17 protein-coding genes are annotated in these 26764 nt (G+C 46.6%); 16 read left to right on the top strand and 1 reads right to left on the bottom strand.

Translation table 11 applies throughout. From position 1 onward, the window contains the following. Positions 1–31: 31 nt before the first annotated feature. From HMPREF1152_RS03385 to HMPREF1152_RS03325, 13 genes are all read left to right on the top strand, one after another. A complete protein-coding gene (locus HMPREF1152_RS03385; protein WP_009643772.1) occupies positions 32–2518 on the top strand; it encodes a zinc ribbon domain-containing protein in 2487 nt (828 codons plus the stop codon). Positions 2519–2590: 72 nt separating this feature from the next. Further along, entirely contained in the window at positions 2591–5524 is a 2934-nt protein-coding gene (locus HMPREF1152_RS03380; RefSeq protein ID WP_009643756.1) for a UPF0182 family membrane protein, read from the top strand. Positions 5525–5553: 29 nt separating this feature from the next. After that, positions 5554–7473 carry a glutamine synthetase gene (locus HMPREF1152_RS03375; RefSeq protein WP_009643769.1) on the top strand — a complete coding sequence of 640 codons (1920 nt, stop codon included), beginning with the start codon at positions 5554–5556 and terminating at the stop codon, positions 7471–7473. A gap of 56 nt (positions 7474–7529) precedes the next feature. Next, positions 7530–8801, top strand: coding sequence for a serine--tRNA ligase (serS, locus tag HMPREF1152_RS03370; RefSeq protein ID WP_009643759.1), 1272 nt, complete (start codon positions 7530–7532; stop codon positions 8799–8801). Positions 8802–9498: 697 nt separating this feature from the next. Then, complete coding sequence (locus tag HMPREF1152_RS08945; protein ID WP_009643747.1) at positions 9499–11256, top strand: aminotransferase class I/II-fold pyridoxal phosphate-dependent enzyme; 1758 nt, start codon at positions 9499–9501, stop codon at positions 11254–11256. An 87-nt stretch (positions 11257–11343) separates the two neighbouring features. After that, complete coding sequence (rsxC, locus tag HMPREF1152_RS03360; protein ID WP_009643745.1) at positions 11344–12663, top strand: electron transport complex subunit RsxC; 1320 nt, start codon at positions 11344–11346, stop codon at positions 12661–12663. Continuing rightward, positions 12656–13624, top strand: a complete 969-nt coding sequence (locus tag HMPREF1152_RS03355; RefSeq protein ID WP_009643736.1) for an RnfABCDGE type electron transport complex subunit D — start codon at positions 12656–12658, stop codon at positions 13622–13624. The genes rsxC and HMPREF1152_RS03355 overlap by 8 nt, the downstream gene beginning before the upstream one ends. Beyond that, complete coding sequence (locus tag HMPREF1152_RS03350; RefSeq protein WP_009643771.1) at positions 13624–14205, top strand: FMN-binding protein; 582 nt, start codon at positions 13624–13626, stop codon at positions 14203–14205. Before HMPREF1152_RS03355 ends, HMPREF1152_RS03350 begins: the two co-directional genes overlap by 1 nt. Further along, positions 14206–14910: an electron transport complex subunit RsxE gene (gene rsxE, locus HMPREF1152_RS03345; protein ID WP_009643760.1), complete on the top strand. Its 705-nt coding sequence runs from the start codon at positions 14206–14208 to the stop codon at positions 14908–14910. Next, on the top strand, positions 14910–15491 hold the full coding sequence (locus HMPREF1152_RS03340) for an electron transport complex protein RnfA (protein WP_009643731.1): 582 nt from the start codon (positions 14910–14912) through the stop codon (positions 15489–15491). The genes rsxE and HMPREF1152_RS03340 overlap by 1 nt, the downstream gene beginning before the upstream one ends. Before the next feature lie 12 nt (positions 15492–15503). Beyond that, positions 15504–16394: an RnfABCDGE type electron transport complex subunit B gene (locus HMPREF1152_RS03335; protein WP_009643774.1), complete on the top strand. Its 891-nt coding sequence runs from the start codon at positions 15504–15506 to the stop codon at positions 16392–16394. Positions 16395–16793: 399 nt separating this feature from the next. Next, positions 16794–18566 (top strand): adhesin, encoded by a 1773-nt coding sequence (locus HMPREF1152_RS03330; protein WP_156791951.1) that lies wholly within the window; start codon positions 16794–16796, stop codon positions 18564–18566. A 467-nt stretch (positions 18567–19033) separates the two neighbouring features. Then, on the top strand, positions 19034–20416 hold the full coding sequence (locus HMPREF1152_RS03325; protein ID WP_009643779.1) for an alanine/glycine:cation symporter family protein: 1383 nt from the start codon (positions 19034–19036) through the stop codon (positions 20414–20416). 130 nt (positions 20417–20546) lie between these two features. On the opposite strand, the gene HMPREF1152_RS03320 is transcribed toward HMPREF1152_RS03325, so the two are convergent. Continuing rightward, positions 20547–21245, bottom strand: coding sequence for a helix-turn-helix domain-containing protein (locus tag HMPREF1152_RS03320; protein WP_009643768.1), 699 nt, complete (start codon positions 21243–21245; stop codon positions 20547–20549). Positions 21246–21596: 351 nt separating this feature from the next. Between HMPREF1152_RS03320 and HMPREF1152_RS03315 the strand changes: the two genes are divergently transcribed. The 3 genes from HMPREF1152_RS03315 (at position 21597) to HMPREF1152_RS03305 (ending at position 26670) form a co-directional block, all read left to right on the top strand. Then, the gene (locus HMPREF1152_RS03315) at positions 21597–22889 is read left to right on the top strand and encodes an MFS transporter (protein WP_009643752.1); all 1293 of its coding nucleotides are present in this window, start codon (positions 21597–21599) and stop codon (positions 22887–22889) included. Between the two features lie 108 nt (positions 22890–22997). Next, on the top strand, positions 22998–25040 hold the full coding sequence (locus HMPREF1152_RS03310) for a CocE/NonD family hydrolase (RefSeq protein WP_009643765.1): 2043 nt from the start codon (positions 22998–23000) through the stop codon (positions 25038–25040). A gap of 187 nt (positions 25041–25227) precedes the next feature. Beyond that, on the top strand, positions 25228–26670 hold the full coding sequence (locus HMPREF1152_RS03305; protein WP_009643728.1) for an APC family permease: 1443 nt from the start codon (positions 25228–25230) through the stop codon (positions 26668–26670). The last annotated feature ends 94 nt before the right edge of the window (positions 26671–26764 follow it).

Raw genomic sequence — 26764 nt, 5'->3', positions numbered from 1 at the left:
AGTGTGTGCTTAAGCAATTTGGGAGGTAATAATGTTCTGTAGCAATTGTGGCAACGAAGTAGCAGAGGGCGCTAGATTTTGCAGCGTATGTGGTGCAAGAATCAATCCCGATGCAGAACAGTCAGTACACGAACATACAGCATTTAGTTCGTCGAATACAGAAGGAAATATGATGGACAAGAGCGAATCTTCTACGAAGTTCGACTTTGGTTTCGGAGCTGTAGACTCCGAAGTTACAGCGCCTAAGAAGAAAACCGGCTCAGTCTCTTCAGTCTCTTTTGATTGGAGCTCGGTGATCGAGGAGAGTCATAAGAAACCTGTGAGAAACGTCAGATCGCCTTGGGAGACAACCGGCATAGACGATGGAGACACGGAGACGGCAACTCATTCGTTCAATGCATTCAATACCGGGTGGGAAGCGCCTAAGACAGCCGAGCCCGAGGTTAAGACCGAGACAGTTGATCCGCTCGAGGAAATGATTAAGCGCGATTCTGCCGCTGCTCCGGCAGCCGGGCGTGGACGCACGATGAATTTTATCGAGGTTATGAAGCAGGAGAAGAAAGAACGGGAGAAGGCGGCTAAGGCAGCTGAAGATGCGTCGACTGCTGACGATTTTGACTACAGCGAACCGATTCTTCCTGACGCAGACAGAGAACATACACATGGTTATACAGAACTCAAGGATGATATAGTTGCTGAGCTCGAGCAGAACGAGAAAGCAGCAGAATCAGGTGAGAAGGAAGCTTCGGATAGACTCGATGCAGCTTCGGCTGATTTCGATGAGTATATCAACGCTCGTCGCAAGTCGCACGAGGAGGTGTTCCGGGCAGAGCCGCCACATAACTTTGTTGACGACATGGTTCACGTTTCAGCGGCTGAGACCAGAGATGAGTTTAAGCTTCCGGAGGATGAATTTGAGTCCGAGCTGTCCAAGTTTATGCACGGAAGCGATGACAAGGACGAAGAGCCGGCAGACAAGACCGACGATGACCTGTTTAACTTCGATGTAGATATCAAAGACACAGATGAGGACGAAGAAACTTTAAGTCAGTATCTCGACTACGTGACGCCAAGTAGAGTCTCACGTGCCGAGGAGCGTGCAGCTGAAGACGTAGAGCTTGACGATGAGGATGACGACGATGAACCGGAGACATTCTCGTACGATGAGGTTACAGACGACAGCAAGGAACCGGAAACAGAGTATGATCTCGCACCTAAGACAGAGCTTAAGGATGTCGAGGTTGATGATTTCACGTTTGGTGACGAGGATATAGATGTTCCTTATGATGAGCCGGTGAACTATTCCGAGCTCTATATGGGGGACGCTTCCGGTGATGAAGTGAAGTCGGCAGAGACTAAGGTTGAAGCACCTGTGGTTTCAGCAGTAGAAGCTGAGACGGATGTCAAGGCGCCGATTACACAGGCTTCTGAAGCGGCAGTTGAGGTTAAGGCCGGGGCAGCAAATGGTGCAGTAGTTGCAACGGCAGATGCTGAGTCTGCAGTAGCTAAGGAAATCGAGAGCGAGATTGCAAATCTTCAGAGGAGATTAGCTGAGCTACTCGGCAAAGATCCATCTGAAACTGTTGAGCTGCCGTCTAGAGACATCGTATCAGTTGAAGAGCTGACAAACGAGCCGGTTGCAGCACCGACTGCTGCGCCTGCAGCCGAGACAAAATCTGCAGCAGCGCTTGGCAAGGACGCTTCGACCGCAAAGGGCGGACTTACAAGTGCAGAAACAGAGCTTGCCGGACTTGGCTTTGACACTATAGATGGTGAACCGGATGAAGAGGCAAATATACTGTTCTCGGCAGATGATGTTGCAGATGCTAATAATTATGCAGTTGCTGATGATACAGATACTCCGACGCAGGAAGAGGTTATGTCGATTGATGACCTTCAGAAAGACCTCTTTGGAGAAGACGTAGATGACAAGAGTATGGAGGCAACTCGTAAGATCGACAAATTCTATACTCTATATCGCAAGAACGAAGAATTCCAGCAGCTGCTCGATGAAGAGTACAAGAAGCTGCAGGACGGAAGCGCAGATTACACTTTGATGGAAGACGTGCTTGCGGACTATCAGGATGAGAACGAGACTGAGGAGACTCCTGCAGTTGAGGGTCATCATGAGACTGTTGAGGCTGCAGTTAAGGCAGAGTCGGCTAAGCTTGAGGCTGCTAAGAATGAGGAAGGATCAGAGCTGAGCATGAGTGCAAACGTGACTGAGCCTGTTACGCCTGCCACCACCTTGGTTAGCTCACCCGTTCAGAAGGCTGTTATCGCAGCAAGTGCAGCAGATCCTACAGTTGTCGATGACGACGATGATGAAGAAGTAGGCAAAGGCGGTGTGCTCACTGTAATAGCGGTAATTGTAGCGATATTACTGGTTCTGCTGCTGGTGGTAATACTGATACTCAACTTTGCACCGGATAGCGGTATCGCCCAACAGATTAGCGGAATCATTGGAAAATTTACAAATTTCGCATCGCTGGGTGATAAATCTGAATTGCTATTGTAAGGGTAATTTAAACGTAAATGCAGCGGCAGGCTTAACAGCTACCGCTGCATTATGTGGTTTTTGGAGAAAATCATGCGTATACTGGATAATTTTGGAAAATTTAAAAGGTCGGAGGACCACTCAGGTAAAAAGAAGCGCGGCAAGAGATTACGTAGCGTTCTGCTGTTTGTGCTTCTGATTCTGATTGTGCTCGGCACCTGCGTAGGCTTCCTGACTGATTGGATGTGGTTCAGCGAGCTGGGCTTCACGAGGGTATTCTGGACACAGATTCTGACAGAGGTTAAGCTCGGTATTCCGATATTCATAATCGCCGGACTACTGGTTAGACTGTACCTCAACAGTCTTCGTAAGGGCTATTTCAGCAAGATAGAGTCACATGAGATTCCCAACATGCACAGACTCAACGTGCTGTCTTGGGTGGTTTCAGTGGTGTTTGGTCTCATTGCTGCAGTTGTTTCCGCCACAAACACATGGCAGTCATTCCTGATGTTCGCAAATTCTACGAAGTTTGGCCTCAAGGATCCGATATTCGGATTGGATATATCTTTTTATGTGTTCAAGCTCGAGTTCCTTACCAAGCTCAACTCGATTGCGATTTTCGTTATCGTCGGAGTCGTAATCGTAACTCTCATCTACTATGCAATCCTGCTGTCCGTCAGGACACCGGATATCTTCGACAGATTCGATAGAGATGATAATTTTGAGGAGTTTGGAAATACAGCTGACGAGGAGCGTGAGAACTACGACAGATCGGATAACAGCATACCGTTTGAGCGCAGAGATCCCTTCGAAGATATGGCTCGCAAGTTTGTCAAGGGCGTCACCAAGGAGAACAGGAAGGGAAGAGCGAAGAGGCGAGAGGTCAACCGCCTCAACATCGATCATCTGTTCAGCCTGGCGTCCGGAAAGGCGATGATTCTGGGTGTTATCTTCTATATCATGCTCGGAATACATTTTGTGCTCAAGCAGTTTACCCTGCTGCATGCACACACAGGCACGGTCTATGGCGCAGGATTTACAGATATCGCTATTACCCAGAAGGCTTATATCTTGATAACAGTTCTCTCCGTTATCGGAGCTGTCACGCTTGTCAGACACGTGCACAAGAAGGAGTATCGGAAGCTGATAAGGATCCCCGCTATCATGATTGGCGTACTGGTTATCGGCACTGCACTCAAGCTCGGTGTACAGAGCCTGATAGTAACTCCTGACGAGATCAACAAGGAAAGCAAGTATATCAAGAACAACATCGAGTATACGAACCACGCGTACGGACTTGACAAGATTAAGGTGGATTCCTTTGCAGCGGATAACAATCTGACTGCAGCGGATATTGCTAACAACAAGCCGACAATGAGCAATATCAGGATTAACGATTATGAGCCTGTAAAGGATTATTACAATCAGACGCAGAGTATACGTCAGTACTACGACTTCAATGACGTCGACGTAGATAGATACGAGATCAACGGCTCAGAGACACAGGCCTACCTTTCGACTAGAGAAATTAACGAGAACAAAATCAGCGACACATGGATCAACAAGCATCTCAAATACACTCACGGGTATGGAGTAGCGCTGTCCAAGGTCAACTCGGTTACGGCGAACGGACAGCCGGATGTAATGATCAAGAACATTCCGCCGGAGTCAAGCATACCGGAGATCAAGATCAGGAGACCGGAGATATACTTCGGTGAGCTCACCAACAATTACATCATAGTTAACGGCGACGAGCAGGAGTTCGATTATCCGGACGGAAATGCTAACAAGTATACCAGGTACAAGGGTAAGGCGGGCATTAAGCTCGGATTTATCAACAGGTTGCTCTTCTCCATAAGAGAGGGCAGCATGCAGATGCTTGTGTCGTCGAACATCAACAAGGATTCGAGGATCATCATCAACCGTAACATACTCGAGAGGGTTAACAAGATTTTGCCTTATCTCGACTACGAGAAGGATCCATATATGACAGTTGTCGATGGCAAATTATATTGGATTATTGACGCTTACACGACCAGCAGCAACTATCCTTACTCTGAACCATATTCCGGTCAGATTGGAACGACGAACTATATCAGGAACTCAATTAAGGTTGTTGTAGACGCTTACAACGGCGATGTGAACTACTACGTGGTGGATAACAACGATCCTATTGCCAAGACGTACGCCAAGATATACCCAACGCTGTTTAAGAGCAGTGATGAGGTTCCTGCGGGAATCAGGAAGCATTTCAAATATCCTTCGACGCTTCTCAATATTCAGTCCAATGCTTATACCAAGTATCACATGAACGAGGTCAAGGTATTCTACCAGAAGGAAGACATGTGGGACGTTGCCCATCAGATATACGGCACGAAGGAGAAGCAGATGAGCTCCAGCTTCTTCATCTTCAACCTGCCGGGCGAGAAGAAAGCGGAATTTATCAATATGATTCCGTTTACACCTAAGTCCAAGCAGAACATGACAGCCATCATGATGGCGCGAAATGACGGAGATGAATACGGCAAGCTCGTCGTGTACAAGCTGCCTAAGAACAAGACAGTGTACGGTCCTATGCAGGTCGAGGCGCAGATAGACCAGAACTCCGAGATCGCCAAGGAATTCTCGCTCTGGAATTCGTCGGGTACAACATATAGGCGCGGCGACATGTTTGTAATTCCTGTAAATAATTCCATCATGTACGTCGAACCGGTATACCTTGAGGCTTCTAACCAGGCAATTCCGGAGGTCAGAAGAGTTATCGTTGCGTACGGCGACAAGATTGCATACGCATCAACACTCGATGAGGCGCTGGAGAACCTGTTCGGTGATGGTGCCGGGAATACAGGCAGCACAAGCAGTCAAGCAGCGTCGAGCGGTAACTCCGGCGCAAGCAAGGACGAGCTGATTGTCAAGGCCAAGGAAGCTTACGATAACGCCATCAAGTCGCAGAAGGAAGGTGACTGGAAGGCTTATGGAGAATATTTAGATCAGCTGTCAGGATATCTGGATCAGCTTACCAAGTAATTTGAACTTTATTAGATAAGGAGAGAGACATGATAAACTTCGATCTGGAGAAGATGCTCTTTACAATTCCGGCTGATGAGCATGGGATTGCGTCGGTACAGGAGGTGCTGAAAGCGCACCCCGAGGTTAAGTTCGTATCATTTGCGGGAGTAGACCTTGGAGGTCATTTCACAGATGAGAAGATTCCAATCAAGACGTTCATAGACGATATGGGGAGAATGCTGGAAAACGGAGTTCAGACGGACGGATCCAGTGTTGCGCTTCCTGAGATTGCCAACCTTGCAAATGCCAGAGTAGACATTCTTCCGGATAAGGAAGTCAACTGGTACGTTGAGTATAATTTCAGCAACATGGATTATGCGACAGGTCTGCCAATCGGAACTTTGAGAATCCCATCATTCCTCAGACACAACAACGACAGAATGGTCGGTTCGCGTATATTCTGCAAGGAAGCGATAGATAAGTTCGCAAGCAGGCTTGTGGGACTGCTTCATAAATACCCGTACGTTGTAGATTATCTGGACGGCATCAGTTCAGTGGATGACATCGACGAGATAACGCTGACCAGTGCGACAGAGCTGGAGTTCTGGGTTAAGACACCGGACGACAAAGCGGACAGAGATCAGCTGTCCACCTCACAGGAGCTCAAGGAACAATATTGGAAGAGGACTATCGGACCGGTAAATACAGCCCTCGAGCAGACCCTTGAGATTCTCGACCGCTACGGCTTTGGCGTAGAGATGGGACACAAAGAGGTCGGCGGGGTCAGAGCCAAGATGGGCAACTCCGGAAATTACGACCATATCATGGAGCAGCTGGAGATAGACTGGAAATTCTCGAGCCCGGTTCAGGCTGGAGATAACGAAGGTCAGATCAAGCACATCGTCAGAGATGTGTTCCGCGCAAACAACCTCGAGGTAACCTTCCTCGCCAAGCCGATGCCGGGCGTGGCAGGCAGCGGAGAGCACACTCACCTAGGCGTATCGGCTAAGCTTAAGTCAGGCGAGATGGTCAACCTGTTCGAGTCAAAGGATAGACGGAACGAGTACATGAGCCCTGTAGGCTTTGGAGCTCTGATGGGAATCCTCAAGAATTACGAGCTGCTCAATCCGTTTGTGGCACAGACTCACGATGCGTTTAGAAGGCTCAAGCCGGGATATGAAGCTCCGGTCTGCATTGTAACTTCGCTCGGTAAGGATTGCGTGACACCGTCCAGAAACAGAACGGTTCTGATCGGCCTGGTGAGAGACCAGAAGAACCCGATGGCTACCAGATTCGAACTCCGATCGCCTAATCCGCATAGCAACACATATCTGGTTGTCGGAGCTGCATTCATGCTTATGCTCGACGGAATCGAGGCTGTCCTGGCGGCCGGCAAGACACCAAGAGGGCTCGCAGAGTCTATCTCCAAGAAGGCCGGACAGGCGGACTTCTATCTGGAGAGGGACAGAGAATACAGGACCGAGCTCAATGTGTTTGAATGCTTCACGAAGGAAGAGAGAACACGTTTGTTCGGAAAGGCTCCGGCTACAGTGTGGGAGAATTTGAGAGCATTTGACACGACCGAGGAGGAGATTGCCAAAATCACCGGCGGAGATGATACCGCCAGAGACGTGGTGATGTCGTACCGTGCTCAGATGTCGATGAAGTGGGTGATGGAGTACCGCGATAGGATTCTGCCAAATTCGATGGATTTTGTCAGAAACTGCAAGAAGAGACACAATGAGCTTGAGGCAACCGATTATGATATAATGAACTGGAGAAGAGTCAATGCGCTCCGAATCGAGCTCGGCAAGGACTCCATCGACAGCAAGTCGCTTCTGACACTGGCACGCGAGGCTCTCGACAACCGTGACTACGATGCGGCTGCTGATTATGAGCTAAAGATTCAGGAGATGGTCGAAGAGCTGAGGAGTGCATACAGCACTTATATAAAGAATCTGTTTTAAATATTTAAGTAATTCAGGAATGTACCGGGAAGATGCAGGAAGAGGGAGGTTACGAAATGCTTGACGTCAAGAGAGTCAGAGAGAATTTTGACAGCGTTAAGGCTGCAGTCGAAAGACGCGGCAAGGGTGATTTCGGCATAGACAATGTGCTAAAGCTTGATACGAGGAGAAGAGAACTTCTCGCAGAGGTGGAGCAGCTCAAAAATAAGCAGAATACGGCCTCTCGCGAGGTGCCTAAGCTCAAAAGGGCAGGCGAGGATACTTCGGCGCTGTTTGCGGAGATGAAGGAACTGAGTTCCAAGATCAAGACTCTGGACGCAGAGGTTAGCAAAGTGGAGGATGAACTGCACAATGCACTGCTCAATGTCCCTAACACCCCTAATCCTGATGTGCCGGAGGGGGTGGACGATACAGAGAACCTCGAGATGCGCAAGTTCGGCGAGCCGACCGAGTTCAGCTTTGAGCCAAAGGCACATTGGGATATCGGTACGAATCTCGATATCCTTGATTTCGAGCGCGCTTCCAAGATTTCCGGCGCGAGATTTACAGTATATAAGGGCATTGGCGCTAAGCTCGAGAGAGCGGTTATCAATTTTATGCTCGACCTCCATACCGAGGAGCAGGGCTACACCGAGATACTGCCGCCTTTTATGGCTAACCGCGATGCTATGACCGGAACAGGTCAGCTGCCCAAGTTTGAGGACGACATGTTCTACGTGCCGGCCAAGGATTTATTCTTGATCCCGACGGCCGAGGTACCTGTTACAAATCTTCATTCAAATGAAATCATCGAGCCGGAAGATATGCCTGTGTACTACACGGCTTACACGCCATGCTTCCGCAAGGAGGCAGGCTCCGCAGGCAGAGATACCAGAGGACTGATCAGACAGCACCAGTTCAACAAGGTCGAGATGGTCAAGTTTGTAAACCCCGACAACTCGTATGAAGAGCTGGACAAGCTGACGCATGATGCAGAGGAGATACTGCAGAGACTGGGTATCCCTTACAGAGTGGTTAGGCTATGCACAGGCGACCTCGGATTCTCTTCAGCTATGACGTATGATATCGAGGTATGGATGCCGAGCTACAGCCGCTACGTAGAGATTTCCAGCTGCTCAAACTTCGAGGATTATCAGGCGAGACGTGCCAATATCCGCTTCAGAAGAGAGAAAAAGGCTAAGCCTGAGTTTGTTCACACTCTCAACGGCTCCGGCCTCGCAGTCGGCAGAACAGTTGCAGCAATTCTCGAAAACTTCCAGCAGGAAGACGGCAGCGTAGTAGTGCCGAAGGTGCTTAGACCATACATGGGAAGATCTGTTATCGATTAACTTGCGAATCCTGTACTCCGAAGCATCCTTACATGTTTAGACCGTACATGGGAATAGCTGTTGTCAGGTGGCAGATTGTCTGTCGATCCTGAGCGGATTATCTGTAAGTTCGGTGCCGGATTGTGTGTGACGCCAATGCGTGACAGTTATGTCTGTACAGCAGAGGTTTATCTGCGGTTCAGCAACAGACTGTTTATCAGTTCAACGGCGAATTGTCAACAGCGAATTGCCCGGAAGTCCGGGGATGTGTGCCGAGCCGGTAATCGGCATTGACCGATACAGTTTAAATTGAATGCGAATGAGGTTCAAAGGACGATGGATAAGCTGGTCACTGACCGATACAGTTTAAATTGAATAATCACAGCTCGTACACGAGTTATATATGCACATATACGCACCTACCTTTGGAAATGCGACGTAAGCACAAGGATTGGATGACCCATAAGGTCGCATCTGTTCTTTGTGCTTTTTACTTACAAGAGCAAGAACAAATTGCGATGCATACTTTAGTATCAATGCGCACAATTTGTAAAAATACACATTGATTTCAGGAACTGCATTTACGGCATCGTGCTGAGGGGGATGTGCAGTCCATGTATCGGCTGCAGAAACACACCTCAACGTGATGTATACCAACCAAAGCTGCGTGGCAGCTGAATTGCTGAAACGGAGAGCGGGAGGCGGAGGAATAGAAAATATGAAAAATAAAATAAGTCTTACGGATTTTCTGATATATCACAAGGAGTCACGCCCGATTTCGTTCCATATGCCGGGGCACAAGGGCAGGAGTACGCTGTACGGGATATATGGCTTTGGCGACTTCGTCAAGACTGTTATGGGCAATGATATAACCGAGATCCCGGGTGCGGACGCGCTGCAGCAGCCGCGGGAGCGCATCAAGGATATTATGAACGGCTACGCCGGTCTGTACGGGGTCAAACACACCGAGCTTCTCGTAAATGGAAGCAGCACAGGTCTGATGGCGGCTATTCTGGCCACTGTTCCAAGGGGGGATACTCTGCTGATGGGCAGGAACTCGCACAAGTCAGTTTATGGGGCTCTCAGGCTCGGGGGTATAAATCCGTCCTATATAATGCCTGAGCTTGATGAGGAGACCGGCCTGCAGCTGGGATTGGATCCTGACAGGATAGAAGCAGCGCTGATGGCGGATCCTATGATTAAGGCCGTGCTGGTGACCAGTCCGAATTACTACGGTGTGCTGTCTGATATTGAACGGATTGCTGATATTGTTCACCTGCACGGCCGCATCCTTATTGTGGATCAGGCGCACGGTGCACACCTCAATTTTTTTGATTACCTGAGGCGGGACGGTGCGCCGCAGCCCGCTGGCAGCAGTCAGGGATTGAGGGGATTGGATAGTAGCAAATACGGCAGGGCTGCTGCCGGTGGCAATAGCGGCAATCCGAGTTCTGATCCCGAGAGATTGATACTATCTGCGGGCTGCAGAGCGGCAGAGAATTGCGGAGCCGACATCGTTGTCGACAGCACGCACAAGACTCTGCTGTCCTTTACCGGCTCCGCAATTCTCAACATCTGCACCGAGAGGCCGGATGTTCCGCGAATAGCTGAGCTCATCCGCATGCTGCAGACAACCAGCCCGAGTTATTTGCTGATGGGCAGCCTCGACATCAATCAGCAGATACTCAGAATGGACGGCTACAATCTGGTCAAGAGCTGGGCAGCAGACGTCGAATATTTCTACCGCGAGGCTGCCCGGATCCGAGGGCTCAATCTCATCCGGCGTCCGGAACTGGACAATACCAAGATAAATCTCACAATGTCAGCCCTCGGCCTATCCGGAGATCAGCTGGCGGAGGAGCTCCGGAAGCGGAACATCTGGGTTGAACTCACGCACGGCGGCTACGCAATGATGATGACCGGAATCGGCAACGAGAGAGGCGACTACGAGGATATGCTGGCCGCCCTGCGTGAGATCTCGGTGCAGTATAGCGGCGGAATCCGCCGCACCGAATTGCAGGATTCCGATTCGGCGGGGGCTTCAGGTGGCAAAATTGCAGATTCCACCTCTAAATACACGAAGGCGGATAGCAAAATTGCGGAAGTCGCTTTGCAGATCGAGAAGGCGGGTAGCAAAGCCGCGGACTCCGCCTCGCAAGCTGTGAATTCAAGCAGCAAAGCCGCGGACTCTCCATCTCCTGCCCGGAATCCCGCGCTTTCGGCAATGCTGGAGCAGCGCGGAATTCCGGACAGATATGAAACCGTGCCGCTTTACAGCGCAGAGGGGAGAGTCTTATATGAATCTCTGGTCCCATATCCGCCGGGCAGCCCTATCGCCTGCCCGGGTGAAGTGCTCAGCAGAGATGTTATCTTGTACGTCAGAGATCAGTTAGTAGCAGAACATGTGGTTCTCGGAGTAGATGAAGAGGGAAGAATAAAAGTTGCGCCTGAATGTGAAGATTTCAAGGAAGTTTAAGATGACTTATACGTATTTTTGATGTATAATTTCTCTTATGCAATGGATATTATTTGTACGAATCTAAGAAAGGAAGGGTTCTTAAGGATGAGCCAAGGTAAACATCTACCAAGCATTTTGGTTAAGCATCACAAGAATACTGCAGGTCGTGAGACCGAAGTGATGCCGATTCCGGATGTGGTTGAAATCTGCATGTCGCAGAGCATTGGTGCTCCTTGTCAGCCTCTCGTTGCTAAGGGTGACTATGTCAAGGTCGGTCAGAAGATCGGTGACACAGAAGCTTTCGTTAGCGCACCGGTTCATTCCAGCGTTTCCGGAACGGTTACCGATATTACGTCAGTACGTTCTTCTATGGGCGGAATGGAGACACATATTGTAATTGAGACTGATAAGAAGCAGGATGTCAGCGAAGAGGTGCAGATTCCTCGCGTTGAAAATCATGCGGATTTTGTCAAGGCAGTACGAGCTAGTGGTATGGTTGGATTAGGAGGTGCTTCGTTCCCTACGAGCATCAAGATGGATCCAAAGAATCTAGACGAGTGTAAGTATTTAGTTATTAACGGTGCTGAATGCGAGCCATTCATCACAGGCGATAACAGAGTGATGGTAGAGGATGGACAGGATGTCCTCGACGGTATGCTTCTAACGATGAAGTATCTCAACCTCGAGAATGGAATTCTCGGCATCGAGGAGAATAAGCCTGATGCCATCGACAATATGAACAGACTGATTCAGCAGAACGGTATCAATAACATTGAGGTATGCAAGCTGCAGTCGAGATATCCTAAGGGTGCCGAGCGTGTGCTTGTATATGAGACAACCGGTCAGGTTATGAATGCCGGTGTGCTCCCGGCACAGCTGGGAGTAATCCTTTGTAATGTATCTACAATCGCTATCCTAGGACAGTACTTCAGAACGGGCATGCCGCTTGTGCAGAGGAGAATTACTGTAGATGGAGATGCTGTTGCGGAGCCTAAGAACGTATTCGTTCCAATCGGAACTCGCATCGCTGATGTTGTCGAGTTCTGCGGCGGATATAAGCAGGAGCCTAAGAAAATCGTAATGGGCGGACCTATGATGGGGCGTGCAACTCATTCGGATGAGACTCCAACTGTTAAGAATACAGGTTCTCTTCTATGCTTCGGCAAGGAATCGGCTACAGTTAAGACCGAGACAGGATGTATCAACTGTGGACGTTGCCACCACGCATGTCCATTCAAGCTCGTTCCTATGCTATACGCAGATTTCTACGAGAGAGATGACGCAGAGTCACTTGATAAGTTCAGGGTTATGCAGTGCATGGAGTGCGGAAGCTGCTCATATGTATGTCCTGCGAGAAGACCCTTGAGCTTTACCAATAAGCTCGCGAAAGGCTTGGTAAAGGAGGCAGCGAAGAAGAATGGATAATAAGAAATTTCATAACAATCTGATAGTATCGACATCTCCGCATATCGTTACGGACGAAGATACTACCAAATTAATGGGAACTGTTCTGCTTGCACTGCTTCCGGCGCTAGTTGCCAGCGTATACATCTTCGGGGCCAGAGTTCTGCTACTCTCCGTATCATGTGTGGTTGCCAGCGTGGCATTCGAGTGGATTTACAATTTGCTAGCCAAGAAGCCACAGACAATTAGCGACCTCAGTGCCGCAGTAACAGGTCTGTTAATCGCGTTTAACGTTCCATCCAGCTTCCCTGTATGGATGGCAATCATCGGATGCTTTGTAGCTATCGTTGTTATTAAGCAGCTGTACGGAGGTATCGGCAGGAATTTTGTAAACCCGGCTATCACAGCCAGAATCTTCCTGTTTATCTCGTTCGCAGCGCAGATGACATCTTGGCCGTTACCGAGGATGGCAGCACAGACTGATGCCGTAACAGGGCCTACACCTCTAGCTCTCGTTGCCGGTGGGACCGGCAAGGCTGATCTTCCGTCCAACATGGACATGTTCCTCGGCTTCACGGGCGGATCCCTCGGAGAAGTAAGTGCTCTGGCACTTCTGGTCGGAGGACTGTTCCTTATCTGGAGAAAGGTTATTTCACCGGCTATTCCATGTGCATTCATCGGAACTGTATTTGTAATCGCTCTTGCATACTACAAGGGGGATTTCAACATGGCTATATTCCATGTGTGTGCAGGTGGTGTGATGCTGGGTGCATTCTTCATGGCTACAGACTATGTGACATCGCCTAAGCTAACTAAAGGTCAGATCCTATTCGGTATCGGATGCGGAGTTATCACCATGGCTATTCGTCTATGGGGCAACTACCCGGAAGGTGTTTCCTTCTCCATCCTGCTGATGAACATCTGCACGCCACTTATCAACAGATGGACGTATAAGGGCTATGTAAAAGGAGGTGCGAAATAATGAAGAAGAACAATAGTGCATTTTCAAATTTCGTTTCGCCTATCCTCGTGCTCGTACTGATTTGTTTCGTAGTTACATTTGCACTTGCTATGGCGTACGGTGTTACGAAGCCAATCATCGATAAGAACAACCTCAAGGAGTCGAACAAGGCGAAGTCCGAGCTTATTCCTGAGGCTCACGGCGAATTCGAGAATTACGACGGAAAGCTCGTTGTAGTCCAGAAGAACAAAATATATGCAACAGAGGCTTCAAAGGCTGTAAACGGCTCAGGCGTAGTTGTTACAGTAAGCTCGAACAGCTATGGAGGAGCTCTCACAGCTATGGTCGGCATCGACAATAAGGGTAAGATTACCAAGGTGCTTGTTATGAGTGCTCAGGATACACCGGGAATCGGTACAAAGGCTCAGGACCCTAAGCACCTCGAACAGTATAAAGGGCTTAACGATCTCGGAAGTGAGACGATCAAGGATGCGAAGTCAAAGGTTAAGCACATCACGGGTGCTTCGATTTCCTCGCAGGCTATTCATGAGGCCGTATTCTGCGGACTCAAGCAGTACAAAGCTATGGGAGGGGCTAAATAAATGAGCAAAAAGAGTAAGCTATCCATTATCACAAATGGTATCATCAAGGAAAATCCGGTATTGGTTCTGCTGATTGGTACCTGCCCTACACTAGCTACATCTTCGTCCGCTTCAAACGGTCTCGGAATGGGACTCTCAACTACAGCGGTACTTATTGCAGCTAACATAGTAATTTCATTACTACGTAAGGTTATTCCGGATAAGGTTAGGATCCCATGCTACATCGTAGTAATCGCCGGATTCGTAACAGTAGTACAGTTCCTGCTGGAGGCGTATGTCCCTGCGCTATACAAGTCGCTCGGACTCTTTATCCCTCTAATCGTAGTAAACTGCATCATCCTGGGAAGAGCGGAGGCATTTGCAAACAAGAATACGGTTGTTGATTCTGCTCTCGACGGCATCGGTATGGGTCTCGGATTTACACTCACACTTACAGTAATGGGTACAATCAGAGAGCTTCTCGGAGCCGGAACATGGTTCGGAATGACAGTATTCGGTTCATGGTTCACCCCAATCGGATTCTTCAACCTCGCACCTGGCGGATTCTTCGTATTTGGACTGCTCATCGCGGTGCTCAACGTAATCACCAAGGGTAAGGCACTTAAGAAAAAGACATTCAGCTGCGGCACATGCCCAATGTACAACTCCTGCAACCTGGCAGAGGCTAAGGAGATTGCAGCAGAGGAGAAAGGAGCTGAGGCATAATGGTAAATCTAGTCATCATATTTATGTCGATCGTTCTTGTAAATAACTTCCTTCTCTCGCAGTTCCTCGGAGTCTGCTCATTTCTCGGAGTTTCAAACAAGATGGAATCGGCAGTTGGTATGAGCGGTGCGGTAGTATTCGTAATGGTAATTGCGGAAATTGCTACATGGCCAATCCAGCAGCTACTCAACAAACTCGATATTGCGTATCTGCAGACCGTGGTATTCATTCTTGTAATCGCGGCTCTAGTACAGTTCGTAGAGATGTTCATGAAGAAGTTTATGCCGGCACTTCAGAAGTCTCTCGGTATATATCTCCCTCTGATCACAACGAACTGCGCTATTCTCGGTGCGACAATCAACGCTATCAATTATAACTACACATACATTCAGGCTATCGTATACACCTTCGGAGCAGGAGTCGGCTTCGGACTTGCGATGGTGCTGTTTGCAGGTGTTCGTGAAGAGAAGCTCTGGAACGACGAAGGAGTTCCCGTTGCATTTAAGGGAGTGCCTATGGTGCTCGTAAGTGCAACAATACTCTCGTTATCCTTCATGGGATTCTCAGGATTATTCCAGTAAGGAGGGGTACAGATGAATGCAGTTATGACAGCAGTAGTACTTGTAGTTTGCGCAGGCTTCATTGCTTCTCTCTTGCTCGTAATCGCTTCTCACGTTTTCTACGTTCCCGTAGACGAGAGAGTCGCCGAGGTGAGAGAAATCCTTCCCGGAGCTAACTGCGGCGGCTGCGGATTCGCCGGATGCGATGACTATGCAAATGCAGTAGTCAACGACGAGTCGACAAGCTGCAGTGCTTGTACGGTTGGCGGAGCAGCTTGTGCGGAGCAGATTGCTGCAATCCTGGGACGCTCGGCAGGCGGTGCTGACAAGCAGATTGCTCAGGTAATGTGTAACGGGACATGCGATGCTTCCAAGAAAATCCTCGAGTGGCAGGGAATGCGGTCTTGCGCCGGTGCCAAGACCTTCTTTAACGGCAACTCGGCCTGCTCGCATGGATGTATAGGCCTTGGCGACTGCGTTAACGTATGCGATTTCGATTCTATCGGAATTATCGACGGCGTAGCTAAGGTTAACAGGGACACCTGTGTGGCTTGCGGAAAATGTGCTCACACTTGCCCTCAGTCCATTATCAAGATGGTTCCTTTCAAAAAGGAAGTTCACGTTCTATGTCAGAATACCGAGAAGGGTGGGGTTACTCGCAAGCAGTGTTCAAACGGTTGTATCGGATGTATGAAGTGTGTTAAGACCTGTAAATTCGATGCTATCCACGTGGAGAATAATCTGGCATCTATCGATTATGATAAGTGCAAGAACTGTGGCATGTGCATGTCTGTTTGTCCAACAGGCGCAATCAACAGCTACAATGAGAGACATGCCAAAATGGCAATCAACGCTAAGAAAAAAGCCGCAGCTGAGAAGGCTGCTAAGGCAGCAGAGGCAAAGGCTGCAGCTACCAATGCTTAGCCGCATAGATTAACGAAGCGCAGTTTATGATGATGCTGACGGGTTAATTACAACCGACTTGAGATTTATAGGTAAAACATGTCGATGAAAACCGCTGTGGTCATTGGAATTCCGATGGCTACAGCGGTTATATCTTTTTGAAGGATTTGAAAACAGTTCCCAACCGGATGATAGGGGACTGAGAGTTATAAGCCGAAATGTGTTGATAAAAGCTTCTGTAACCATTGAAAACTCAATACAGGTCTTATTGTATCTGTGCAAAGCACCTCTGTCTGCAAGTCATTAATTATCCACGTTGTGACCTTTTTAGATTTATATTCCCGTCAATATAATCACAATTCATCTCCAATTTAGTATTGCATAATACAGGCAAGCGATACAGGAAAGGATGTGGGCGAGATGAGTAAATTAACGGTAAAAAGCAAGCTGGCGGCAGTGCTCATAGCAGTGATGGTAGTTGTATCCGCCGTGAGTGGATGGACATCGCTGTGTGGACGGGCTTCAGCAGCTGATAACTCAGTTAAACTCACGTATGTGAGTCCGTCAAAGATATACAGTGATTCAAATAAGTCTAAGGACAAGGCGAAGAAATCATCTAAATCTGACAAAACTGCTAAATCAAAGAGCAAGCAATCTTCAAAGCCTGGGAATGAGTCGTCGGGAGATGCACAGGGCGAGCCTCCATCAGATGGACATGGGGGTTCCGACGGACAGCCTCCGTCAGGCAAAAAACAACCGCCGGATGGTCAGAACGGAGCTTTTGGACAGGGCGGTGGAGCGAACACACAGAGCTACGACTACAGCGGTACAAATAAGGGTGAGCTGACTGCGAACAAGAAGAGTGTTACAGCGAACAATAAGACTGTAAATTCAGCCACGGCAGATGTGAACGCGCTCCTGGCAAAGAGTGGCGGTACATTAACTGTAAAGAATTCTAAAGTTACAAAGTCCGGTGATGATACAAATGGGGATAACGTAAATTTCTATGGAATCAACTCATCTGCACTGGCTGTTGGGAAGGGTTCAAAGTTATTCATATCCAAGACCTCAATCACATCAACCAGCGAAGGCAGCAACGGAATATTCTCAACCGATAATGGGAAGGTATATGCAAATGACGTCAAAATTACGACAAAAAATGGCGGTAATTCACGAGGCCTCGATGCAACCTATGGCGGTGAAATCTATGCCAATAAGATGAATATCAGTACGGAAGGAAACCATAGTGCAGCTACAGCTACAGATCGCGGCGGCGGGTATATTTCCATCACAAACAGTAAGCTTAAGACAGCAGGCTCAGGATCACCTATTGTTTATTCAACAGGCGATATCGAGCTCGATGCGGTAAAAGGGACAGCTACAGGAAGTCAGATTGCCGGTATAGAAGGGAAGAATCGAATTTTAGTATATAATTCTTCGCTTACAAGCACGAATGATGCAATTTCCGGAAGTGATCCTATAAAAAACGGAGTCATCATCTACCAGTCGACATCGGGAGATGCGGAAACGGTGAGTTCGCAGCTGGGGGATTTTGAGGCGGTGAATTCAACACTTAAATCTACTATCTCCGGCGGGGCGATGTTCTATGTGACAAATACAAACGCAAAGGTAGTACTTAAGAAAACAAAGCTTGACTTCGACAGTGCAAATGTTGACCTGATCAATGCCGGCGGAAACAATTCCAATAACTGGGGAAGCCGGGGTAATAACGGAGGAAAGCTCACCTTTACGGGAGTTAGCCAGGTGTTAAAGGGTAATATTACGGTAGATACTATCAGCAGTGTGAATCTGTATCTTACAAAGAACACAACATGGACCGGATCTGCAAAGATCGAGACTAACTCGTCAGGAAGCTCGTCCGGAGCACCACTGACTGTCAATGTCGATAAAACGTCGAAATGGGTTGTAACGAAGAATACTTCAGTAACAAACCTGAATGCTGAAAAGGGAGCAAAGATTGTAGATTCAAACGGTAAAACTGTTACAATCAAGGTGAATGGAAAGACAAAGGTCAAGGGAAATAGTGACGTGGCGGTTACGGTAACAGGGAAATATTCCAATACTGTAAAGACAAGCTCGCAATCCTCGTTGAGTACGAGAGTTCTCTCGAGGGAAACCTTTGATAAGAAGTATAATGTAAAAACTACATTCGGAACTAACAAGTTGTCTTAAAGCTGCTCGATTATAATTATAGATGATATTTAGATATGTGTTAAACAAGGTTAAATAAAACCGAAGGCGAAGAATGGGATCCGAACTACGGCCGCACATATGTGTTAAACAAGGTTAAATAAAACTGTAAATGTAAGGTTAAATAAAACTGTGAAAGTAAGAGGGCACCATTATGGATGCTCTCTTTGCTTGAGTACGGGGATGATCGTTTATTCAGGCTCATTAAAAAAGTGTTGGATTTTCCACACATACTTACTTGTATTGCATCACAAAATTAGACATATAAATTATCGAAAATTACAATAAAATAAAAAATAATTTATGATGTTGACACAAATATTTCTCTTTGCTAATATTAACCCGTGATGTGAAACACCTTGAGGCTGCAATGTTACTGCAGTTGAGAGCTCAGCGGCACATCATGAGGGCTTGACAGGATCAAGCAAGAATTAGCAAGGAGAGAACAGATGCTTCCGATTGTACAGACCATTAATGCTTATCTATCCGACTACGTGTTGGTGTTCATGCTGCTCGGCGTCGGACTGTGGTATACCTTTAGGATGAGGTTTATCCAGATCAGATATTTTAAGGAGGGCTTCAAGAGAACCTTTGGCGGCTTGTCGCTCAAGGGTCGTAAGCACGAAAGCGGCATGAGTTCATTTCAGGCTCTGGCTACAGCGATTGCAGCACAGGTGGGAACGGGCAATATCGTAGGTGCGTCCGGCGCGATTTTGACGGGCGGACCCGGGGCTATATTCTGGATGTGGGTTATCGCCTTCTTCGGTATGGCTACCATCTATGCCGAGGCGACACTTGCTGTCGAGACCAGACAGATATCTAAGTCGGGGCATGTGCTCGGAGGACCTGTATATTATATAAGAACGGCTTTCAAGGGCGGATGCGGCAGGTTTCTGGCCGGATTTTTCGCAGTAGCTATTACTCTTGCCCTCGGATTCTTCGGATGTATGGTGCAGTCCAACTCCATCGGAGCTACATTTAGCACAGCCTTCGGAGTGCCCGGATGGGCGGTTGGAATCGTGCTGGTTACTCTGTGCGGATTTATATTTATCGGCGGAACCAAGAGACTGGCTTCCGTAACTGAGAAGGTCGTGCCTATCATGGCTGCCATCTTTATTCTCGGCGGACTGATCCTGCTGATTATGCGTATCAAGTACATCCCGGCGACATTCGGCATGATATTCAAGTATGCGTTCCGTCCACAGGCTATTATCGGCGGTGGATTCGGTATAGCGCTCAAGACGGCTATCTCGCAGGGTGCTAAGAGGGGACTTTTCTCCAACGAGGCCGGTATGGGTTCTACTCCACACGCGCACGCACAGGCAAATGTGAAGGATCCTCATGAGCAGGGGACCGTCGCGATGATCGGAGTATTTATCGATACATTCGTAATTCTTACGCTCAACGCGCTGGTGGTAATTTCGACGCTCTATACGCCGGACGGGCCGCTCAGCGCAGGTGTTATTCCGTATGGAATTGACAAGACCAATCTCGCGCAGACCGCATTCGCGGCGGCATTTGGCGGCAAGTCCGGACCTGTGTTTGTAGCGGTGTGTCTGTTCTTCTTTGCCTTCTCTACCATTCTCGGTTGGAACATGTTCGGCAAGATCAATATGATCTATATGTTTGGAGAAAAGTCGGTCAAGGTGTATACGGTTATCGCGCTGGTGTTCATATTCCTCGGAACCTGTGCTTCCAATGATCTTGTGTGGGAGCTCTCGGACATGTTCAATCAGCTGATGGTAATTCCTAACGTAATCGCGCTCTTTGCACTAACCGGCATGGTAATGCATATCGAGAAGAGACATAAAGGGAATAGGGACAAGAAATAGAAATAGAAATGAGCGAGGGGTGCAGTTCGGCAATAAACTGTATTTAAGCCTTAATGTAGTTTTACTCTATTTGCCTGTTCTTTTGCAACAAATACGTCTTAAAATGCATAAAATACAAATGTCGAGACTTTTAAACAATAAAAAAGTTGGTACGCTTGATTTCCTTTATCTCTTCTGCTGAAATCTTTAATTGCGGGAGCAGTGCTTTTTTGTCAGCTTCACTTAACGGTTTTGAAGCTGCGATGATTTTAGTGGCAACGTTCTGATAAAAGTATGACAGCGTTGTCATCAAGCCGAAGCGATAATTCTGTGCCCTCGTAAATGAAGGAATCCGTATTGTCATTTTGTCAAACGGAGGGAGTGAGTTGGTGTATACGAATACACTTCCGGTATCACTATAGTTCATAGTTCCTAAATAGATGAATGTCGAATTATCGATATTCTTGGTGCTCTCGATGTCATAATACAGTATGGATTTTGTTCTGGATGCACTTCTATTATCAATCAGCGCAGACCTGATTCGATTGTGTTCGCCGTTGTACCAGTAAATGTAGAGGATATCTTCAAAAAATTTTTCATATCGGACAATATCTGCATTCTCCGGATGTGTCGACGTGCAGGGCAGGAATATATCTATATCCACATCGAATATACGGCAAATATCTATGAGGATATCTATTCCTATTGATACTTCTCCATGTTCGTATTTAGAAACTGTAGGAACGCTCTTGTTTATTAACTGCGCCAACTCGATTAAGGTCATCCCGCGACTTTTGCGGAATGAACGAATCTTTAAACCGATTTCTGTGTACAATTGTTTATTATCCATTACAGGCCTCCGCCGGTGATTCTTTCTGAAATCCCCTCTGTTTATATTTTAAGTTCTTTCTTTCTAAAAATCACCTATATTCGATTAAATGTGTCGCATTATGAAAAAAATTGATTATTTTTGCATATTTTAACAGGACTTATATCCGGGAAAAATCAATAGTAAGCATATATTTTATTGCTGTGAAAATATTAGCAATAGAAGTTTCTTTATGTGAAATTCTATCAGTTTGCCGTGTTTAACTCTGTTAATTAGAATGGTAATCAAAGGGGGAGTCTTTTCGAAGGATCAGAGTGTTTAGAATTTGATGCGCACTGGCCACCTGTCGCAGAATAAAAGTTAGCAGTTTTTATGAGAAATTTGAGAGGTGTTGTCATGACAGACATTCAAGGATCAAAATTAAAAAAGAATATTTGGCGTCTTATATTGATTACTTTATGCGGGTCGCTCATTTACGGACTCCCGTATTTCAGATCATACGTTTATGATGCATACCTTGAAGCATATGGTTTAACTAATACACAAATGGGCACATTCGGTTCGATATTTGGTGTTATGGGAGCTTGCTCTTACTTGTTCGGAGGAGTTGTAGCCGATATGATAAAGCCTCGAAAGCTTATGTCTGTATCACTTATCCTCACAGGTTTGGGAGGCTTGCTGCATCTATTTCACCCAAGCTATAATATGTTGATATTCATATACCTACTTTGGGGGTTCACTTCACTTTTTGCATTTTGGCCGGCTCTGCTCAAGAGCCTTCGTGCTATGGCGAACCCTAGCGAGCAGAGCAAGGCGTATGGGTTTATGGACGGGGGAAGAGGTATTGTTAATGCAATTCATTTCTCGCTTATAGTTGTAATTTTTGCAAAGGTTACAAAAGCAGCAGGCAAAATGGCCGGTATCAACGGAATAATTATATTTTATTCATCAATAATAATTATACTTGGAATACTTGTATTTATATTTATGAAAGACTCCGATTTTTCAAAGGAATCTCAGGTAGATGAAGCAGGAAAATTCAGTATAAAGGATATAGGCAAGGTTGTTAGGCTTCCGGCCGTATGGATGCTGGCTATAATTATGTGCTGCTCGTACACTATGAATATGTTATTTTACTATTTTACTCCATATGCTACTGCGACTATGGGCATGACTGCGGCAGCAGGAGGGATGGTTGTGGTCATGGCTCAGTATGTAAGACCGATTGCAAGCTTTTCAGGAGGAATTGCGGCAGATAAAATTGGAAGAGCCAACTTTATGTATATTACATTTGGACTTATGTTCCTGATGACAGTGATTCTGATCCTGGCAAAGAAGCTGCAACCTACAGCCTTTATCATAATTTGCGCAGTGATTTACTTTGGCATGTATGCTGCATACAGTATGGTTTATTCGATGCTTGAAGAAAGTGGGGTTGACGCAGCTGTAGGAGGGACAGCTATTGGTCTGATCTGTACAATAGGGTACCTTCCGGAGGTCTTCTGCCCTCTTATGGCAGGTTCTCTTCTCGACCGATATGGTAACGCAGGATATACAAAAATATTCATTTTCCTCTCCATAATGATGCTTATTGGTGCTGCAATGCTTACCATTTATAAGAGGTACATTAAGAAAAATAACAACATGAACAGCGTGCGGAAATAGTAGTTCAGAATCGCTGCACAGTGTGAAGTGATGGCAATAAATCGATTGTAACAGCTTACTTGTCGGATTTATGCAAAATAACTGATTTGTTAGTAAGGAGGAGATATCGTGTCAAAAGCAGTATTCAATTCAAAAACTCCACTTAGAATGGAAGACTTTCCATATCAGTGGGATGTAATCGAAAATGTTTGGATTCCTATGGCGGATGGTTGCAAATGCTCTGCCAGAATCTGGCGTCCCAGGACTGATGTTCCGTTACCGACAGTCTTTGAAACGCAACCTTATCGCAAGAGAGACGGTATGCGCGGACGAGATGAACCTATGTACGGATACTTTGCAGGGCATGGTTATAATGTCGTTCGTGTTGATATGCGAGGAGCGGGAGAATCCGATCAGTGCTTTTATGATGAGTATTTGAAACAGGAACAGGATGACGCAATTGACGCAATCAATTGGATTGCTGAGCAAGATTGGTCTGACGGCAATGTCGGTATGATGGGAAAGTCTTGGAGTGGATTTAATAGTCTGCAGGTAGCTGCAAGGCGGCCTAAACCTCTTAAGGCAATAATCTGTGTGGGCTATGTTGACGACAGGTATACTCAGGATATTCACTATAAAGGAGGTTGTCTCCTCAACGACAATTTTTGGTGGGGTAATATTATGCTTGCGTATATGTGCCGTGCGATCGACAAAGAGATTAAGCCGGATACATGGTATGAAGAATCAATAAAACGACTTGAAGAAATGCCGCTGTGGCCGGAGAATTGGCTTAATCACCAGACTCGTGACGAATATTGGAAGCACGGTTCTGTTAGCGTGAATTATGACGATATTAACATTCCTGTATTTGCAATAGATGGATGGGCAGATTCATATACCAACAGTGTACCTACTCTTATGCAGGGGCTAAACGTACCAAGAAAAGCCTGGATTGGTCCATGGGCACATGTTTTTGCGCATGATGGGGCTCCTAAGCCTGCTGTAGACTTCCTCGGGGAGGCAACGAAATGGTGGGACAAATGGCTTCGCGGAATAGATAATGATTGTCTTGAGGGACCTCAAAGTACGGTGTGGCTGGAAGATAGCATGCTGCCGGAAACTGTGCATGTTGTGAGCGATGGCCGGTGGGTTGGTGTAGATGACTGGTCGCAAATTAACGACAAGGTTATGTACATGACGTATGGTCATCTTGGAGAAACGGAAAATATCAATGCTGAGGTAGTGGAGCTTTGCACCTTACCAAACCATGGGTTGCTTGCAAACGAATGGATGGGTGCAGGTGTTCCGGGAGAGAGCCCGGCAGATATGCGAGTAGATGATGGCATGTCCATGACCTTTGATTCTGATGTGTTAAAGGAAGACTTGGAAATTGTGGGGTATCCGACATTTACGGTTGAGTTTACGTGCGATAAGCCTAATGCCTTCCTGTATGCTCAGCTGTCAGATATTCATCCAAACGGTGCTTCAACGCGTGTGTCCTATGGATTGATGAATCTTACACATCTCGAAGGGCATGAGAAGGTTGTGTATCTGAAAAAAGGAGAAAAATATAGAGCTACAGTAAAATTAGATGTGTGCGGACATCGATTCCCTCAAGGTCACAGAATAAGAGTTTCAATTGCAAATTCGTTCTGGCCTATGATTTGGCCATCACCGGAGTTAGCGACTCTGAAGCTGGATTTGTCCACTGCAAGGTTTACATTACCTGTTTTCAGTGGTGATGATACGGAAGGTCCGAGTGAGGAGGTATACAGTGCCCCACTTACCCCTATGACTACGCTTTCTGAAGGAATCGTGGAAAGAAAGATTGAGTACGATCTTGTAAATGATTCATGGATATCCATTACAAATGGAGTTGGCGGAGTGTTTGGTGAAGGGGTATATCGTTTTGATGATATAGGTACTGTTGTAGAACATAACCTCAAAAGAGAGCTTACATTGTCAAACAAAGATCCGCTGTCTGCTAAATATAGGATCATCCAGAAGATGAGGAACGGTCGTGATGGCTGGCTTACGGACTGCGATATTGATGTGACGCAAACATCGGATAAGGAATACTTCTATATTACCGGTTTCATGGATGCATCAATAAATGGTGAGCACGTCTTTCACAGAGAGTACAATTCTAAGATTCCAAGGAACGGAATATAATAAATTCGCATAGGCATAACGTATAACGCGATTAAATTAATATTATTTGTTTCAAAAGCCCGGATTAACGCAAATAAGCCCTGTTTTCCGGGCGGCTTCTTTATCTAACAGCTTTTATGACAACGGCTTGTGCTGACAATGCTTCTGTTTATGCTTTTAGAGAAAACTTTCGAAAGGAGTGGGAGCTATGGGTAAGAAAAAAATAACCTTTTGGGAGCTCGTTCTAATGAATTTATCTGCTCTGTATGGTATACGCTGGATCGCTCGCTCGACTTCAGAGGGGTACCTTGGACTTGGAGCAATTCCTATGTGGATAGTTTTGATGTTCGTGTTCTTTGTTCCACAAGCACTAATGTGTGCCGAGATGGCTTCATCTTACCCTACCGATGGGGGATTAAATGACTGGGTGAAAATTGCATTTGGAGCAAAGTATGGCTTTCTGGTATCGTGGATGAATTGGACTTCCCTTATTTTTTGGTTTGCATCGTTTCTTACGTTCTTTTCGATAAATGCAACCTATATGATAGGGCGTCCCGAACTGGCTGACAATAAGCCGATTGTACTCATTATGTCAATAGTAGTTATATGGATTCTCTCGTTTGCCAGTATGCGAGGGATGAAGTTTGGGAAGTATTTTACGAGTGTAGGTTCGCTAGGTTCTACAGCCCCTACCATAGTGCTCATTGCTTTTGCATTACTGGCGATTGTTGTGTTTCAAAAAGCCCCGAGTGCATCTGTCTACAATGCAGCATCTTTAACTCCTAAATTGAATATGAACTCGTTAGTTGCAATTTCAAGTATTATGTTTGCATATACAGGTGCTCAGCTTACGGCTAACTTTTGTTCAGAGATGGAAAACCCTCGAAGAGATTATCCACGGACGATAATAGTTGCTGCAACAATCATAGGTGTTCTTTACGCAGTTGGATCAATATGTATGACTATGTTGCTGCCGACCTCGAAGATAACATCATCAACCGGAATTTTGGATGCAATGCTTAAAGCATGCCGTTTGCTGGGAATTCCTTCCGGCTTTATACAGCTAATAGCTTTCGGAATTGCACTCTCTGTTCTCGGAGCGCTTGTGCTGTACATAGCGCAGCCTACCAAAATGCTCTTTGGCTTTGCCGAGCCGGGGATATTTCCGGAAAATATAACAAGGGTGAACAAGCACGGAATCCCTGAAAAGGCTGTCATGTTTCAGGCAATTTTGATTACAGCCTTGATTACGGCAGTGTCGATTTTCCCGGGAGTTGACGCAATTTATAATATCCTCGTTACAATGACGGCTCTGACGACACTTTTCCCATACGTTCTCCTGTTTTTAGCTTACGGCAAAATAAAGCGGGAGAAGAAAGACATAGATAGTCTATATGTTATGACGAAAAACAAAGGATTGGCGAAATTCTTGACTTGGTGGGAGACCGCATTGTGTTGCGCTGCGATTTGCTGTTCGGCACTCCCGATAATGAGTACTGCACGTGATAACATCATTTACGAAATTGAGTTGATAGGAGGAGGCCTTTTGATAATATGTTCAGGGCTTTGGCTCTGGAAACGTTCAGGCCTTGAGAATGAGGTTATTCTGGTAAATGAATGGGAACAGGGAAAGAGTGAATGTGCAGATTGAAAATACAGACCTATAACTCGGAAAATCTGCCTGCAATGTTAAGCGAAGAGGGGGTTGCAAACGATGCTTGCAGCCTCCTCTTCTTGTCTCGATT

The sequence above is a fragment of the Mogibacterium sp. CM50 genome (assembly GCF_000293155.1).
Taxonomy (GTDB): Bacteria; Bacillota; Clostridia; order Peptostreptococcales; family Anaerovoracaceae; genus Mogibacterium; species Mogibacterium timidum.
Note: the sequence above shows the minus strand (reverse complement) of the source record. Positions and strands in the feature narration are given on the sequence as shown.